The organism is Delftia deserti (assembly GCF_042653485.1).
GTDB lineage: Bacteria > Pseudomonadota > Gammaproteobacteria > Burkholderiales > Burkholderiaceae_C > Comamonas > Comamonas acidovorans.
This window is the reverse complement of sequence record NZ_JBHSIH010000001.1, coordinates 4,999,096-5,013,683: the sequence shown is the minus strand read 5'-3', so window position 1 is coordinate 5,013,683 and position 14,588 is coordinate 4,999,096. Positions and strand designations below refer to the sequence as shown.

The following is a 14,588-nucleotide window of genomic DNA, read 5'->3' as shown; positions in this document are numbered from 1 at the left end:
GTGGAAGGCAAAAGCAGAAAGGAAAGAGAGAGGGGGACGGCCAGAGGCTTTCAGGCCGAACAGGCCACGGCCGGCTCGTCCGGGGCATCGGCCGCTGCCTCGCGGGGCAGCTCCAGCAGCTCGATCAGATTGCCTGCGGGGTCGCGCGCATAGCAGCGCCGGCCCTCGCTCACGGGCGCCACCTCCAGCGCCAGGCCGCCGTGCACCAGCAACTGCTGGCGCAGCGCATCCACGTCGCTGACCGTCAGCGCCAGGTGCACCAGGTTGCCCGCCGCGCGCTCGGTGCCGCCGGACTGCCCCTTGTAGGGCACCAGATCGATGCGCTGCCCGCCGGCCAGAAAGCTCAGGCCCGGACGCCCGGCAACGGTCAGGGCAGACAGGCCCAGCACTTCGCCATAAAAGCGCTCCATGGCCGCCTGGGCGCGCGCCGGGAAGGACAGCTGGACATGGTGGACGCCACAGACGATGGCCACGCCCGGCTTCATGGCAGTGCGGCCGGCAAGAGGGGAAGGCCAGGCGGGGCGTGTGGTGTGGGTCATCGAAGCGTCTCGGAAAAGAATCAGCAGCCCGAATGCTGCTGCAGGCCATTGTCGAGACAAGTCGAAAAAACCAAAAATAATAAAAATTCAGTCTGTTATTTCCAAATCATCTCAAGAGATCGAACGCCGGTGGTCGGCACGGCGCGCCAGCCACTCGCCGCCGAACTGCAGCACCGACACCAGGGCCACCAGGATGACGATGACCTCGAACATCACGCGCGTCTCATAGCGCTCGTAGCCGTAGCGGATGGCCAGGTCGCCCAGGCCGCCCGCCCCCACGGCGCCCGCCATGGCCGAGGCATTGACCATGGCGATCACGCTCACGGTCATGCCGCCGATCAGGCCCGGCAGCGCCTCGGGCAGCAGCACCTGGCGCACGATCTGCGGGCGGCGCAGGCCCATGGCGCGCGCCGCCTCCACCAGGCCTGCGTCCACCTCGCCCAAGCTGACCTGGGCGATGCGCGCAAAGAACGGGATCAGGTTGGCCGACAGTGGCACCACCGCCGCCCAGGTGCCCAGCGTGGTGCCGACGATGGCGCGCGTCACCGGCAGCAGGGCCACCAGCAGGATGATGAAGGGAATGGCCCGGCCGATGTTCACCGCCGCCGACAGCCCCCGGTACAGCCGCGGCCTGGCGTACAGCCCGCCCGGCGCCGTGGTGTGCAGCACGATGGCCAGCCCCAGCCCGGCAACGATGGCGATCAGCGAGGACGCGCCCGCCATCAGCAGGGTTTCCAGAAAGGCCTGCAGGTATTTATCGAGCGGGGGCAGGGACATGGCCAAGCAGTTGCAGTGAATCGGCGCCCAGCGCCTGTTGAAGGGAAGACAGCGCGGTCGGCGAGAGCGGGGAGAGTGGCGACGGCAGATCCTGCACCGGCACGCCCACCAGCAGGCGGCCCTGCGAACGCCCGCGCATGCAGTCCAGCCCGCCCTGCAGCAAGCGCGCACGCGGGCCCAGCACCTGGAGCTGCGCCAGCGGCAGGCCCTGCTGGCTGCCGCCGTCGGCCCATCCGATGGCCAGCACGGCGACGGCCTCCGGGCCATCGGCCTCTGCCACCAGTTCCAGGTCGGCCGCCAAGGCCTGCCGCAGCGGCCGCAGCAGCGCACGCGCAGCCTCCGAGCGCGGTGCCGCAAACAGCTTCCAGACCTCGCCGATCTCCTGCAGCCGGCCCTGGTCCAGCACCAGCACGCGGTCGCAGACCTCGCGGATCACGGCCATGTCGTGCGTGATGAGCACGATGGTCAGCCGCAGCTTGCGGTTGATCTCGCGCAGCAGCTCCAGGATGGACTGCGTGGTCTCGGGGTCCAGGGCCGAGGTGGCCTCGTCGCACAGCAGGATTTCGGGCTCGTGCACCAGCGCGCGCGCAATGCCCACGCGCTGCTTTTGCCCGCCCGAGAGCTGGGCCGGATAGGCGCCGCTCTTGTCCGCCAGCCCCACCAGGGCCAGCAGTTCGTCCACCCGCGCGCGCACGAGCGCGGGCCGCCAGCCCGCGGCCTGCAGCGGCAGGGCCACGTTCTCGTACACCGTGCGCGAGGACAGGAGGTTGAAGTGCTGGAAGATCATGCCGATGCGCCGGCGCAGCGCCACCAGCGCGTCCTCGTCCAGCGTGGCGACATCGGTGCCGTCCACCAGCACGCGGCCGCTGCTGGGCCGCTCCAGCGCATTGATGGTGCGCAGCAGCGTGGATTTGCCGGCGCCGCTGCGGCCGATGATGCCGAACACCTCGGCACGCGCCACCTCGAAGCTCAGCGCCTGCAGCGCGTGCACGGGCTCGCCCGCGCTCCTTCCCGTGCCCGTGCCCGGGTAGTGCTTGCGCACGCCCTCGAAGACGATGTGCGGCCGCTGCAGCGCATCGATTGCATGGGGCTCGCCGGCCGCCGCCTGTTCCACCTTCATTGCCTTACACGCCTCAGAAGGCCGGCAGCACCGAGCCCTGGTACCTGCTCACGATGAACTGGCGCACGGGCTCGGACTGGTAGGCGCGCAGCAGGGCCGCGACCCAGGGTGCTGCCCGGTCGCGCTCGTGCACGGCAATGATGTTCACGTAGGGATTGCGCTCGCGCCTTTCGACGGCAATGCCATCACGCGTAGCGATGAGCCCGGCCTGGTAGGCAAAGCTGTTGACGATGGCCGAGGCATCGAGATCGTCCAGCGAGCGCGCCAGCACCACCGAGGCCGCCTCCACCAGCTGCACCTTCTTCTGGTAGCTGGCGATGTCGGCCAGGCCCGCCGTGCCCTTGAAGGGGTCGAAGCCCTCGCGCAGCTTCAGGATGCCCTGGTCCTGCAGCACCACCAGCGCGCGCGTCTGGTTGCTGGGATCGTTGGGAATGCCCAGGCGCGCGCCAGCGGGCAGGTCGGCCAGGCGTTTGTGCTTTTTCGAATAGAAGGCGATGGGCGAGATGTAGGTGTCGCCCGCCGCCACCAGCCGGTAGCCGCGCTGCTGGTTCTGGTCGCGCAGGAACGGCACATGCTGGAAGGAGTTGGCCTCGATGTCGCCGTTGTTCAGCGCCTCGTTGGGGCTGGCCGCGCCGCTGATGACCACGGGCTTGACCTGCAGCCCCTGCTCGCGTGCCACGCGGGTCACCACCTCCCAGATTTCCTCGTCCACGCCGCCGCGCACGCCCACGCGCAGCGGGCCGGCCTGCGCGGCCCGGATGGCGCCTGACATCGCCGCCACCGAGGCCCCCGCCGCCAGTCCCCGCAGAAATACTCGCTTGTCCATCGCACAGTCCTTTCAAGAATCAACAGGCACCCATCAACAGGCACCCATCAACAGGAATCGATCAATAGGCACCGGGGTGCAACTCACGGCCAGCGGCGCGGGCCTGGGCCTGCAGGCGGGCGTAATGCTCGGGATAGAAGCGCTGGGCCACATCCAGGTGGGAGCGCACGCGGCCCTTGAGCGCGTTCTCGCCCACATGGCTGAACAGCGGGTTGTCCGGGTCGCTCTGCGGCCCCGTGGCCAGCACGGCCAGCTCGGGCGGCAGGGTCAGAAGCGGGACCTGGCCCAGGTCCAGGCGCGGCGCCAGGAAGTAGGCAATGGAGTAGCGCTGCACGCCCGCGCGCGGCACCAGCACGCGATGCACGTTGGCGCGCAGATAGCCGTTGGTGGCCAGCTCCAGCATCTCGCCGATGTTGATGACGAAGGCCCCGTCGCGCGGCGGCACATCGACCCAGCCGGCTGGCGTCTCCACCTGCAACCCGCCCACCTCGTCCTGCAGCAGCAGGGTCAGCAGGCCGCCGTCCTTGTGTGCGCCCACGCCCTGGCCTGCTGCGCCCAGCTCGCTGCCCGGGTAGTGGATGATCTTGATGCGATGCGCAGGCAGGCCGCTGACCAGGGCGTCCAGCGCGCCCTCGGGCAGCTGCAGCGCGGCCACGAAGTGGCGCAGCAGCTCCAGCGCCACGCCATGCGCTGCCGCCTGCCAGGCCAGCACCTCCTCGCGGAACCCGGGCAAGGCCTGCGGCCACTGGTTGGGGCCTTGCAGCCCCTTCCAGTCCGGCACGCCGGGGCCTGCGGGAATCTCGGGCGATTCCTCCCCCAGGTCGATCTGCTCGCGCTGGTCGGGCCGCTGGCGCGTGATCTCCATGCCCACGGCCGTATAGCCCCGGAAGTGCCGCGTGTTGGCAATGGCCAGCGCCTGCTTGTCGGCCAGCGGCTGCGCAAAGAATTCGCGCGCGCGCCGCTGTATGCCCTGCCATGCGTCCCGGCCTATGCCGTGCCCTTCCAGGTAGAAGAAGCCGGTGTCGCGCGCCGTGCGCGCCAGCTGGCGCAGCGCCTGGGCCTGCGTGGCCGGGTCGCGCAGGGCCTGCAGGTCGATGACGGGCAGGGTCGGGGTTGCCGCTGTGGCGGCCGGCGCTTCGAGGGTGGATGCTGTCAAGGTGCTCATGCTGTGCTGCCAGGGAAGGGGGGAAGGAAGGGGCGCTCAGGCCGCCAGGCGCTGATCACGGTCTTGCTCGTGGTCTTGCTCGCGGTTTTGTTCGCGGTCTTGCTCGCGTTCGGCAGCCAACACCGCATGGCCCTGCGCCTGCTCCAGCGCCTGCGCCAGATCGGCCAGCAGGTCCTGCGGATGCTCTATGCCGATGGACAGGCGCACCAGCCCGGGCGCAATGCCCACGCGCGCCAGTTCCTCGTCGCTGAGCAGGCTGTGCGTGGTCTCGGCAGGAATGGCGGCCAGCGACTTGCTGTCGCCGATGTTGACCAGGCGCAGGAACAGGCGCAGCGCGTCATAGAAGGCACGCGCCGCCTGCCGGCCTCCGCGCAGCTCGAAGCCCAGCAGCGCCGGCACATGCCCGCCGCGCAGCTGGCGCAGCGCCAGGGCGTGGTCGGCGTGGCCGCTCTGGCTGGCGTGGTGTATGCGCTCCACCAGCGGATGGCGCTGCAGGAAATCGATCACGGCCAGCGTGTTGCGGCTGGCGCGCTCCTGGCGCAGGCCCAGCGTCTCCAGGCCCTGCAGCAGCAGGAAGGCGCTGTGCGGCGCCAGCGCCGCGCCGCAGTTGCGCAGCAGCACGGCACGGGCCCGCGCGATGAAGGCCCGGTCGGGAAATTTCTCGGTGAAGACAAAGCCCTGGTAGGCCGGCTCGGGCGCGCTGAACTGCGGATAGCGCCCCGCGTGCGCCACCCAGTCGAAGCGGCCGCTGTCCACGATCAGTCCACCCAGCACATTGCCGTGTCCGCCGATGGCCTTGGTGGCCGAGTGCACGACGATGTCGGCGCCCCAGTCGAAGGGCCGCAGCAGCAGCGGCGAAGCCACGGTGTTGTCCACCACCAGGGCCACGCCCGCCGCATGGCTGATGTCGGCCAGCTGGCGCAGGTCGGCAATGCCGCCCGACGGGTTGCCCACGGACTCCACGAACACGGCCTTGGTGCGCGGCCCTATCGCCCGTTGCAACGCCTGGAAATCATCCTTGGCCACGGCTGTGCTCTGCACGCCGCGCGAGGCCAGCACGTGGGCGATGAAGTTGTGCGTGCCGCCATACAGCTGCGAGGCCACGACCACATGGTCGCCCGCGCTGGCCAGCGTAGCCAGCGCCACGTCGATGGCGGCCATGCCCGAGGCCAGGGCCAGCGCGGCCACGCCGCCTTCGAGAGCCGCAATGCGCTGCTCCAGCACCGCCAGCGTGGGGTTGGCCGTGCGCGAGTACACATCGCCCTCCTCCACCAGGCCGAACAGGTTGGCGCCGTGCTGGGCGCTGTCGAATACGAAGGAGGTGCTCTGGTAGATGGGCACGGCCGCGCTGCGCTGCTGTTCTCGCCCCCGATAGCCGGCGTGCAGTGCCTGGGTGTCCTGCTGCCACAGCGCATCGCTGGCTGCGTCGTGCGGGGCGGACTCGGTGCCGGTGGCTGAGGTCATGCATGGACTCCGTATGAGTGGTCGATGCAGCCCATTATTCGAAGCCCGCACCCTGCGCACTACGAAGAAAAACGCGTTCGCTTATTCGGTTTGCGCATGTCGCCGGGCCGCGCCCTTCCTAGTTGCCACGCACATATGGATGCGCGTTTTGCGTCGTTGGAAACACGGCACTCAGCGGCCAGCATCGGCAGTCCCGAAACTGCTTTGGAGGGAGTTCCATGACCCGCAAGACCCAGACCGATACCACCCAGGACAGCCGCTGCGCCGCTGGCAATGCTTGCGAGGCGACCGAGCCTTCGCTCTCGCGCCGCACCCTGATCCGCGCCGGCGCCGCCGCCGGCGCGCTGGGATCGGCCGCCTGGTTCAGCGGCCGCGCCGGGGCGCAGCCGCGCCAGAAGATCACCTTTGCCTGGAGCCAGGCCAGCTTCTGCCATTCGCCCATTCCCGTGGCGCTGGAGCGCGGCTTTTTCGAGCGCAACGGCCTGGACGTGGAACTGCTGAACTGGGGCGGTTCGGCCGACCAGTTGCTGGAGGCGCTGGCCACGGGCAAGGCCGATGCGGGCGCGGGCCTGATCCACCGCTGGATCAAGCCGCTGGAGGCGGGGCTGGATGTCAAGCTCATCGGCAGCGTGCACGGCGGCTGCCTGCGCCTGGTCGGCCTGAAGTCGGCCGGCGTCACGCTGGACCCCAGGACGCTCAAGGGCAAGACCATCGGCGTGGCCGACCTCAACAGCCCGGCCAAGCAGTTCTATTCCATCCACCTGGCCAAGCGCGGCCTGGACGTGGACAAGGACATCGAATGGCGCGTCTACCCGGCCGACCTGCTGGACGTCGCCGCGAAAAAAGGCGAGATCCAGGCCATTGCCGACGGCGACCCGAATCTCTACCTGATCGAAAAGCGCAACCCCGGCACCTTCCTCGAACTGGGCAACAGCGCCAAGAACGAGTACGCCGAAAGCATTTGCTGCGTGATCGGCGCAGGCGCGAAATTCGCCCGGGCCAACAAGCCCGCTGCGGCCAGCGTGGTGCGCGCGCTGACCCAGGCCTCGGACTACATCGCCGAGAACCCCAACGAAACGGCGAAGATCTTTGCCAGGTACTCACCCAAGGTGCCCGTCGAGGACCTGCAGCGCCTGCTGGCCGAGCTGACCTTCAAGCACCATCCGCACGGCAAGCCGCTGCGCGACGAGGTCCAGGCCTTTGCGGCCGATTTCCGCACGGCCGGCGTGCTCAAGAAGCAGACCGACCCTGGCCGCTTTGCCAGCCACATCACGCTGGACGTCCTCGCATGAGCACCGCAAGACCACGCTGGCGCCTGGGCGCCACGGATGCCCCACCCGGCCTGGAGCGGGAACAGGCGCAGGGCACGCGCAAGGCAGGCCCCTGGCGCACCGGCCTGCTGGCCGCCGCCGCCTGGGCCGGCCTGGGCATGCTGACCCTGTTGTGGCCCAACAAGGAGATCGGCTTCAGCGAATGGGCATTCACGCAGGAATTCGGCATTGCCGCCCTGGTCGTGGCCCTTTTGCTGCTGGCCTCGGCCGCGCTGCCTGTGCGACCCGTACGGGCAGCACGGCGCATCGACCGCTGGCTGCGCCCGGCCGGTGCCTGGCTGGTGGCGGCGCCGCTGCTGCTGGCGCTGTGGGAGACGCTGACGGCCAAGCTCGGCGCGCTGCCGCCGCCGTTCTTCGCTCCACCGCAAAGCCTGATCGACGTGGTCCATGAGGACTGGCAGCGCCTGGGCCTGTCCACGCTGTATTCGCTGCGGCTGCTGCTCAACGGCATCGTGTTCGGCGCCGTGATCGGGTTTCTGACGGGCGTGTGGATAGGCTGGTCGCGCATCGCGGGCTACTGGGTGCATCCGCTGCTGCGCTTCCTGGGGCCGGTGCCGGCCTCGGCCCTGCTGCCGCTGGCCTTTTTCTTCGCGCCGTCGAGCTACTCGGCAGCCGTGTTCCTGGTGGCGCTGGCCACGTTCTTTCCGGTGGCCGTGCTGACCTGGTCGGGCGTGGCATCGGTCAGCAAGAGCTACTACGACGTGGCGCGCACGCTGGGCGCATCGCCCTGGTTCCTGGTGCTGCGCGTGGCCATCCCGGCCGCCCTGCCCCAGGTCTTCGTGGGCCTGTTCATGGGGCTGGGCGCCTCGTTCTCGGTGCTGATCACGGCCGAGATGATGGGCGTGAAGGCCGGCCTGGGCTGGTATCTGCAGTGGGCCCAGGGCTGGGCAGCCTACGCCAACATGTACACGGCGCTGCTGGTCATGGCCGTGCTGTGCTCGGGCCTGATCACGCTGCTGTTCACCGTGCGCGACCGCACGCTGTCGTGGCAGAAGGGAACCGTCAAATGGTGATTGCCGCAGAACACGCCGCCAACGCCGCAGCCACGCCCGCCATCGCCGGGGCGGCCCTAGCCGGCGCGGCCATCGATGTGCAGGCCGTCAGCCACTGGTTCGGCCAGGGGCAGGGCGCGCTGCAGGTGCTCGACGAGGTCAGCCTGCAGGTGCGGCCCGGCGAGTTCGTCGCCCTGCTGGGCCCCAGCGGCTGCGGCAAGTCCACGCTGCTGCGCCTGGTGGCCGGGCTGGACGCGCCCACGGCCGGCGCCGTGGCGCAGGACGGCACGGCCATCACCGAGCCCGATCCCTCGCGCATCGTCGTCTTCCAGGACCCCACGCTGTTTCCCTGGCGCACGGTGCGCGGCAACGTGGCCCTGGGCCTGCAGGCACGCGGCCTGCTGGACAGCCAGGCCCACCGCATCGACGAGGCCCTGCGCCTGGTGGGACTGGAGGATTTCGCGGACAGCCATCCCCACCAGCTGTCGGGCGGCATGGCCCAGCGCGCGGCCCTGGCGCGCGCCCTGGTCAACGACCCGCGCCTGCTGATCCTGGACGAGCCGCTGGGCAAGCTCGACTCGCTGACGCGGCTGGCCATGCAAAGCGAGATCCTCAAGATCTGGCAGCGCGCGGGCTTTTCCGTGCTGCTGGTCACGCACGATGTGGAGGAGGCCCTCTTTCTTGCCAACCGCGTGCTGGTCTTCAGCCAGCGGCCTGCCCGCATCGTGGCCGAGATCGATGTGGACCTGCCCTACCCGCGCCAGCGCGGCCACGCCCGCCTGTCCGAGCTGCGCCACGAGGCCCTGCGCCACCTGGGCCTGGACCAGACCTGGTAGCGCCCGCCTCCGATGCAACGCAGCGACTCCCCCGACTGGCTCAACCCCTTGATCGGCGCCATGCAGCAGGCCCAGGTCGGCCTGCTGCAGCTGCTGCACGGCCTGGGCCTGGCCGGCACGGTGGACGGCCAGCCTGCCTGGCCCTGGGCCCTGCGCCTGTCTGGCGAAAACCTGCTGATCGACCTGGGCCAGGCCCGGGGGCTGCTGTGGTCGCTGGCGGCCGTGGCCACCGCCATCGTTTTGCTGGTGCTGGCCCTGGCGCTGGCCCTGGTTCTGCGCCGCATCCGCCTGCCGGCCCTGGTGCTGACCGCGCTGGCCGCGCTCGCCCTGCTGCTGGCCCCCTGGCCGCGTGCCGACCTGATCCTGGTGCCCGCGCATGCCACCAGCTTCCACGCCTCGCCCACGGGCTTCAGCGTGGAGAGCATTGCGCGCGGCAGCGCGGTCTATGCCCGGCACTGCACAGCCTGCCACGGTGCCGATGGCCGGGGCCACGGCCCGCTGGCCGCCAGCCAGGCGGTCTGGCCCCCCAACTTCACCAGCCCGCTGCTGTGGCGCCGCGCCGATGGGGAATTGCTCTGGGCCATTCTTCATGACCGCCGTGCCGTGGAGTCTGGCGACGGCGCACGGGCACACGGCCAAGCCGACCGGCTGTCCAGCGACGACGCCTGGGCCCTGATCGACTTCATGAAGGCCCGCGCCGCAGGCCAGATGCTGCAGATCGCCGGCAGCTGGCCCTATCCCGTGGGCCTGCCCGACATGGCCGTGCAGTGCGCAGGCCAGCCCGCGCGCCGCCTGAGCACCTGGCAAAGCCGCCAGCAGCGGCTGAGGGTGGTGGCTGGCAGCGGCCCGGTGCAGGAAGACCCGCGCCTGGTCAGCCTGCAGCTGTCGCCCGATGGCGGCAACCGCACCGCCAGCGCACTGGACTGCACCGTCACCGACCCGCGCGCCTGGCAGGCCATGGCCCTGCTCAGCGGCTCGGAGCAGCTGCAGGGCATGCAATGGCTGGGCGACCGCAGCGGCTGGCTGCGCGCGCTATCGCGTCCGGGCGCACAGGGCTGGTCGGAGGACGACCTGGTCTGCCGCACGGACGCGCCCGCGAGGACGACGGTCGAGGCGACGACGGCCGCTGCGGCAACCGCCGGCCCGTCCGATGGCTCATCCGACGGCTCATCCGACGGCCTCGGGGCCCTGATCGCTCGCATGGATGCCGAGCCCGTGCGGTTCATCAAGGGTGGGTTTGTGCACTGAGGAATCAGGCATCCGCCGCCATGAGGCTGGCATAGGCGCCCTGGAGCGCGAGCAACTCCCGGTGGGTGCCCTGCTCCACGATGCGGCCGCCCTCCAGCAGGACCACGCGGTCGGCGCAGGCCAGCATGGCGGGCCGGTGGGCGATGAGCAGCACGGTACGGTGCTCGCGCAAGGCGTCCAGCGCGCGCAGCAGGGCTTGCTCGCTTTCGCTGTCGAGATGGGAGGAAGCCTCGTCCAGCACCAGCACGGGAGCACCGGTCAGCAGAGCGCGCGCCAGGGCGATGCGCTGGCGCTGGCCACCCGACAGCCGCATGCCTTGTTCGCCACAGCGCGTGGCATGGCCTTGCGGCAGCCCGCTGATGAAGCCATGGGCCTGCGCCAGCATGGCGGCCTGCCGTACCTCGTCATCGCTGGCGTCAGGCCGGCCCAGGCGGATGTTGTCGGCGATGGAGATGTCGAACAAATGCACCTCCTGGCGGACCACGGCAAGTTGCTGGCGCAACACGGCCAGCGGCAATTCACGGATGTCCATGCCGCCCATGCGCAGGCTGCCGGCGTCGGGCTCTCCCAGGCGTTGCAACAGCTGCACGCAGCTGCTTTTGCCGGCGCCGGACGCGCCGGCCAGGGCCACCATTTCGCCAGGCCGCAGGGACAGGTCCAGTCCGCGCAGCACGGGTATGCCGCCACGCTGCCAATGCACACCGCAGAAGTCCAGCGACGCCGTGGCCGGCGCCTCACGGGTTCCGCTGTCCACAATGCGCCGGGGCTGGCGCAGCAGTTGCACGATGCGGTCGCCACCAGCCTTCACATCGCCCAGCCTGCGCGCGGCCTGAGCCACTTCGGCCAGCGGCGCCAGAGCCATGCCGGCCAGTACCACCACGACCGGCAGCCAAGCGGCATCGATATGCCCCTGGTCCAGCAGCCAGGCGGCCACGGCAGCCATGGCCAGGGCCGACACGGCCGGCAACGGGTCCGCGGTGGCCAGTTGGCCCGCAGCAAGCGACGCATGCCTGCGCACCTGCGGGGACAGGGCGGCAGCCTTGGCACGCATGCGTGCCAGCCAGCGCGGGCCGGCCTCCAGCAGCGCCAGTTCACGCAGCCCGCGCAGGCCTTCCACCACATCGGCATTGAGTTCGCCCTGGGCCGCTGCCAGCGCCCTGGCCTGCCGCTGTGCCTTGCCGGCCAGCCACCAGGACACCAGCACCGGCAAGGCAACAAAGGGCAGCCAGGCCAGGGCGAGCAGCGGATGCAGCCAGGCCAGCAGGCCCAGCGCCGCCAGCGGCACGCACAGGGCGCCGGACAGCTCGCCCAGCATGTGGGCGTAGAAGTGCTCCATCAGCTCGGCATCGGCCGTGGCGGTGGCGGCGATGTCACCGCTGCGCTGCGGGCCGGCCGCATTGCCTGCGCCACGCTCCAGCCCGTCGTAGATGCCCAGCTGCAGTGTTTCTATCAACGCAAATGCCAGCGCATGGGAGGCATGGGTCTGCCACCATTGGCTGAGCGCGGCCACCAGCGCCGTCAAGGCCAATGCGCCCAGTGCCGGTTGCAGCGCAGTCCACGGCGCGCCCATGGCGGCCTGTCCGGCAATCCAGGCAGCCAGCACCCAGGCGCCGACCACGGTAGCCTGCGCCAGCGCGGCGGCCAGCAACGCCGCTGCCAGCAGGCGCTTGTGCGACGCCACCGGCGCCAGCAGGCCGGCCCAGCTGCGGGATTCATCGCGGATCATGCGACCTCCTCCGTCATCCTCTTGGCCCGAGACGCCTCCCAGAGCCGTGCATAGCGGCCGCCACGGCGCAGCAGATCATCGTGCGTGCCCTGTTCGGCCACCCGGCCGTCTTCCAATACCACGATGCGGTCCGCCTCGCGCGCCGTCTCCAGGCGGTGCGCGGCCATGACAAGAGTGCGGCGGCCCCGCAATGGCCGCAACACCTGCAGCAAGGCCTGCTCCGTGCGTGGATCTGCGCTGGATGTGGGCTCGTCCAGCAGCAGCACGGGCGCACGCCTGAGCAAGGCACGCGCCAGGGCCAGCCGCTGGCGCTGCCCGCCCGACAGGTGCGCGCCGAATTCGCCCACCTCGGTCTGCAGGCCTTGGGGCAGGCTGTCCACCAGATCGGCCAGTTGCACATCACGCAGGACAGCCTCGATGTCGCGGAGGCAGGCCTGGGGGCTGGCCATGCGCAGGTTGTCCTCCAGGCTGCCGCTGAACAGCAGCGTGTCCTGGGCGACCAGGGCGACCCTGGAGCGCAACTGCGCCAGGCTCAGCTCCCGCAGGTCCCGGCCGCCCAGGCAGACCATGCCGCGCCGGGGATCGGCGGCGCGCCACAGCAGCGACAGCAGCGTGGACTTGCCGACGCCCGAGGGCCCCACCAGCGCCACCCATTCACCATCGGCGATATCCAGGTCCAGTCCGTGCAGCACCTCGGGCCGCCCCGGCTCCTGCCCCTGGTCATGGGCAAAGCACACCCCGCGCAGCGAGATGCGGCCGTCTGCAGGAGCAGGTCCGGGCCGCTGCGGCTCAGGCACGGGCAGCGGCGCGTGCAACAGCGCGTCGATGGCATGCAGGCCGTCGCGCGCGGCCCAGGCCGCATGAAAGGCTTTCTCCAGCCGCTCCAGCGGCCTGAAGGCCTCGCGCGACAGCAGCAGCACGGCCAGCAGCGATGCCGCATCCAGCCGGCCCTGGCCCAGCTGCCAGCTGCCCCACCCCAGGACACTGGCCATGCCGGCCAGGCCAACGAAACGCGTCAGGCCGGTGCGCAGCAAGGTGGCGCGCAGCGTGTGCATGGACTCGGCACGCAGGCGGGCGGCCTGTTCGGCCAGACGCATGCGCCAGCGCGCCGAGGCGCCAAAGGCCCATAGCGTCTCCATGCCGCGCAGGCTGTCCAGCAGCTGCGCCCCAAAGGCAGCCAGGGCCGCCATGACGCCGCTGGCCCCGGGCATGTGCCGGCGCAGCCACAGCCGGTCCAGCAGCGGCTGCCCCAGCACGAACACGGCCAGCAGCAGCGCGCAGCCCGCGTCCACCCATGCCAGGGCGCCCAGCGCCAGCGCGCAGCCGAGCACGGCTCCCAGCAGGCTGGGAACATGGCGGCTGGCATGGACCTGCACGGCATCGACAGCTGCAACCAGCGTGGCCTGCAGCTCGCCCGTGGGGCGGGCCGCCGCCCAGGCCGGCCCCAGGCGCATCAACCGGGCCAGCAGGCGTTCGCGCAGCACGGCGCGCGTGCGCATGCCCACCTGCTGCGCCCACCACTCTTCCTGCCAGACCAGGACGCCGCGCAGCACCAGGGCCGCCAGACCGATCGCCAGCCAGGGATGCAGCGACGCCCCCTCCATGGCCTGGTCCAGCAGTCGAGCAAGGCACAGCGCGTGCACCACCAGCATGGCCTGGGCCAGCAGCCCGCAGGCCACCGTGGCCGCCAGCTGCGCGCGCGAGCGCGACACCATCCAACGTTCGAGCGAGGTGCTCATGACGGCTCCTGCCCACGGCCGCCCAGCGCGTGCCTCACGGCGACCAGACGCCGGCCGTTGACCGTTTCCACGACGGCCTGCACGCGGTAGACCTCGTGCAGCAGGGCGCTGTCCACCACCTCGACAGGGCTGCCGGCACGCACCACGCGGCCCTGGTCCAGCACCATGATCCGGTCTGCCCAGCCCATGGCCAGGTTGATGTCGTGCAGCACGGCCAGCACCACCAGTTGCCGCTCGTGCGCGATCTCGGTCACCACGTCCAGCACGCGGTGCTGGTGGTAGAGGTCCAGGGCGCTGGTCGGCTCGTCGAGCAGCAGCAGGCGCGGACGGCGCACCAGGGCCTGGGCCAGACCCACCATCTGGCGCTGGCCACCCGACAACGCAGCCAGCGGCCGGTCGGCCAGGGCCGTCAGCTCCAGGCGCTGCAGCACCTGCTCCACGGCGGTCTCGGCCTCATGCGTGCCGGCCAGCGGCCAGCCACGGGCCGCCTGTGCGGGCTCGCCGGCCATGGCCGCGCTGAGCACGGACTCGAACACCGCCAGTCGCGAGCGTTCGGGCAGGCTTTGCGGTACATAGACCACCTGGCGCGCGCGCTGCAGCGGCGGCTGGGAAGACAGCAGCGCCGTGCCCAGGCGCACCTCGCCGCGCATGCGCTGCAAGCCTGCAATGCCGCGCAGCAGCGTGGATTTGCCTGCACCATTGGGCCCCACCAGCGCATTGACCGAACCCGCAGCCAAGGGCCCCAGAGTGGCACCGCGCAGCACGGGTGCTGCGCCATAGCCCATGTGAACATCGCTGACATGCAGCGCGTTGCGGAATGGCATG

General features: G+C 70.6%; 13 protein-coding genes. 4 read left to right on the top strand and 9 right to left on the bottom strand.

Annotated elements, in window-relative coordinates; translation table 11 throughout:
* Positions 1-50: 50 nt before the first annotated feature.
* The 6 genes from ACFPFG_RS23840 to ACFPFG_RS23815 form a co-directional block, all read right to left on the bottom strand.
* Positions 51-539: a VOC family protein gene (locus ACFPFG_RS23840; protein WP_012207409.1), complete on the bottom strand. Its 489-nt coding sequence runs from the start codon at positions 537-539 to the stop codon at positions 51-53.
* A 111-nt stretch (positions 540-650) separates the two neighbouring features.
* Positions 651-1,316, bottom strand: coding sequence for a methionine ABC transporter permease (locus ACFPFG_RS23835; protein ID WP_380108555.1), 666 nt, complete (start codon positions 1,314-1,316; stop codon positions 651-653).
* Positions 1,294-2,436 (bottom strand): methionine ABC transporter ATP-binding protein, encoded by a 1,143-nt coding sequence (locus ACFPFG_RS23830; protein ID WP_380108553.1) that lies wholly within the window; start codon positions 2,434-2,436, stop codon positions 1,294-1,296. The genes ACFPFG_RS23835 and ACFPFG_RS23830 overlap by 23 nt, the downstream gene beginning before the upstream one ends.
* Positions 2,437-2,449: 13 nt before the next feature.
* Complete coding sequence (locus tag ACFPFG_RS23825) at positions 2,450-3,262, bottom strand: MetQ/NlpA family ABC transporter substrate-binding protein (protein WP_012207412.1); 813 nt, start codon at positions 3,260-3,262, stop codon at positions 2,450-2,452.
* A gap of 61 nt (positions 3,263-3,323) precedes the next feature.
* Positions 3,324-4,427, bottom strand: coding sequence for an isopenicillin N synthase family dioxygenase (locus ACFPFG_RS23820; protein WP_380108550.1), 1,104 nt, complete (start codon positions 4,425-4,427; stop codon positions 3,324-3,326).
* 36 nt (positions 4,428-4,463) lie between these two features.
* Positions 4,464-5,891 (bottom strand): O-acetylhomoserine aminocarboxypropyltransferase/cysteine synthase family protein, encoded by a 1,428-nt coding sequence (locus ACFPFG_RS23815; protein WP_380108548.1) that lies wholly within the window; start codon positions 5,889-5,891, stop codon positions 4,464-4,466.
* A 218-nt stretch (positions 5,892-6,109) separates the two neighbouring features.
* Between ACFPFG_RS23815 and ACFPFG_RS23810 the strand changes: the two genes are divergently transcribed.
* Genes ACFPFG_RS23810 through ACFPFG_RS23795 form a run of 4 tightly spaced genes read left to right on the top strand, consistent with a single transcriptional unit; the run spans position 6,110 to position 10,298 of the window.
* Positions 6,110-7,183 carry an ABC transporter substrate-binding protein gene (locus ACFPFG_RS23810; RefSeq protein WP_380108546.1) on the top strand — a complete coding sequence of 358 codons (1,074 nt, stop codon included), beginning with the start codon at positions 6,110-6,112 and terminating at the stop codon, positions 7,181-7,183.
* The gene (locus ACFPFG_RS23805) at positions 7,180-8,235 is read left to right on the top strand and encodes an ABC transporter permease (protein WP_380108544.1); all 1,056 of its coding nucleotides are present in this window, start codon (positions 7,180-7,182) and stop codon (positions 8,233-8,235) included. The genes ACFPFG_RS23810 and ACFPFG_RS23805 overlap by 4 nt, the downstream gene beginning before the upstream one ends.
* Positions 8,229-9,050 (top strand): ABC transporter ATP-binding protein, encoded by an 822-nt coding sequence (locus ACFPFG_RS23800; RefSeq protein ID WP_183019500.1) that lies wholly within the window; start codon positions 8,229-8,231, stop codon positions 9,048-9,050. Before ACFPFG_RS23805 ends, ACFPFG_RS23800 begins: the two co-directional genes overlap by 7 nt.
* Positions 9,051-9,062: 12 nt before the next feature.
* Entirely contained in the window at positions 9,063-10,298 is a 1,236-nt protein-coding gene (locus tag ACFPFG_RS23795) for a c-type cytochrome (protein WP_183019501.1), read from the top strand.
* A gap of 4 nt (positions 10,299-10,302) precedes the next feature.
* Here ACFPFG_RS23795 and ACFPFG_RS23790 read toward each other — a convergent pair whose 3' ends face one another.
* Genes ACFPFG_RS23790 through ACFPFG_RS23780 form a run of 3 tightly spaced genes read right to left on the bottom strand, consistent with a single transcriptional unit; the run spans position 10,303 to position 14,587 of the window.
* Positions 10,303-12,024, bottom strand: coding sequence for an ABC transporter ATP-binding protein (locus ACFPFG_RS23790; protein ID WP_183019502.1), 1,722 nt, complete (start codon positions 12,022-12,024; stop codon positions 10,303-10,305).
* The gene (locus ACFPFG_RS23785; protein WP_380108541.1) at positions 12,021-13,763 is read right to left on the bottom strand and encodes an ABC transporter ATP-binding protein; all 1,743 of its coding nucleotides are present in this window, start codon (positions 13,761-13,763) and stop codon (positions 12,021-12,023) included. Before ACFPFG_RS23785 ends, ACFPFG_RS23790 begins: the two co-directional genes overlap by 4 nt.
* Complete coding sequence (locus ACFPFG_RS23780) at positions 13,760-14,587, bottom strand: ABC transporter ATP-binding protein (RefSeq protein WP_380108539.1); 828 nt, start codon at positions 14,585-14,587, stop codon at positions 13,760-13,762. The genes ACFPFG_RS23785 and ACFPFG_RS23780 overlap by 4 nt, the downstream gene beginning before the upstream one ends.
* Position 14,588 lies beyond the last annotated feature (1 nt).

Bases quoted from the DNA above. Each gene is read 5' to 3' on its own strand.
- ACFPFG_RS23785 (WP_380108541.1), bottom strand. From the start codon at position 13,763: ATGAGCACCTCGCTCGAACGTTGGATGGTGTCGCGCTCGCGCGCGCAG.
- ACFPFG_RS23810 (WP_380108546.1), top strand. From the start codon at position 6,110: ATGACCCGCAAGACCCAGACCGATACCACCCAGGACAGCCGCTGCGCC.
- ACFPFG_RS23780 (WP_380108539.1), bottom strand. From the start codon at position 14,587: ATGCCATTCCGCAACGCGCTGCATGTCAGCGATGTTCACATGGGCTAT.
- ACFPFG_RS23795 (WP_183019501.1), top strand. From the start codon at position 9,063: ATGCAACGCAGCGACTCCCCCGACTGGCTCAACCCCTTGATCGGCGCC.
- ACFPFG_RS23830 (WP_380108553.1), bottom strand. From the start codon at position 2,436: ATGAAGGTGGAACAGGCGGCGGCCGGCGAGCCCCATGCAATCGATGCG.
- ACFPFG_RS23840 (WP_012207409.1), bottom strand. From the start codon at position 539: ATGACCCACACCACACGCCCCGCCTGGCCTTCCCCTCTTGCCGGCCGC.
- ACFPFG_RS23800 (WP_183019500.1), top strand. From the start codon at position 8,229: ATGGTGATTGCCGCAGAACACGCCGCCAACGCCGCAGCCACGCCCGCC.
- ACFPFG_RS23835 (WP_380108555.1), bottom strand. From the start codon at position 1,316: ATGTCCCTGCCCCCGCTCGATAAATACCTGCAGGCCTTTCTGGAAACC.
- ACFPFG_RS23815 (WP_380108548.1), bottom strand. From the start codon at position 5,891: ATGACCTCAGCCACCGGCACCGAGTCCGCCCCGCACGACGCAGCCAGC.
- ACFPFG_RS23805 (WP_380108544.1), top strand. From the start codon at position 7,180: ATGAGCACCGCAAGACCACGCTGGCGCCTGGGCGCCACGGATGCCCCA.
- ACFPFG_RS23820 (WP_380108550.1), bottom strand. From the start codon at position 4,427: ATGAGCACCTTGACAGCATCCACCCTCGAAGCGCCGGCCGCCACAGCG.
- ACFPFG_RS23790 (WP_183019502.1), bottom strand. From the start codon at position 12,024: ATGATCCGCGATGAATCCCGCAGCTGGGCCGGCCTGCTGGCGCCGGTG.
- ACFPFG_RS23825 (WP_012207412.1), bottom strand. From the start codon at position 3,262: ATGGACAAGCGAGTATTTCTGCGGGGACTGGCGGCGGGGGCCTCGGTG.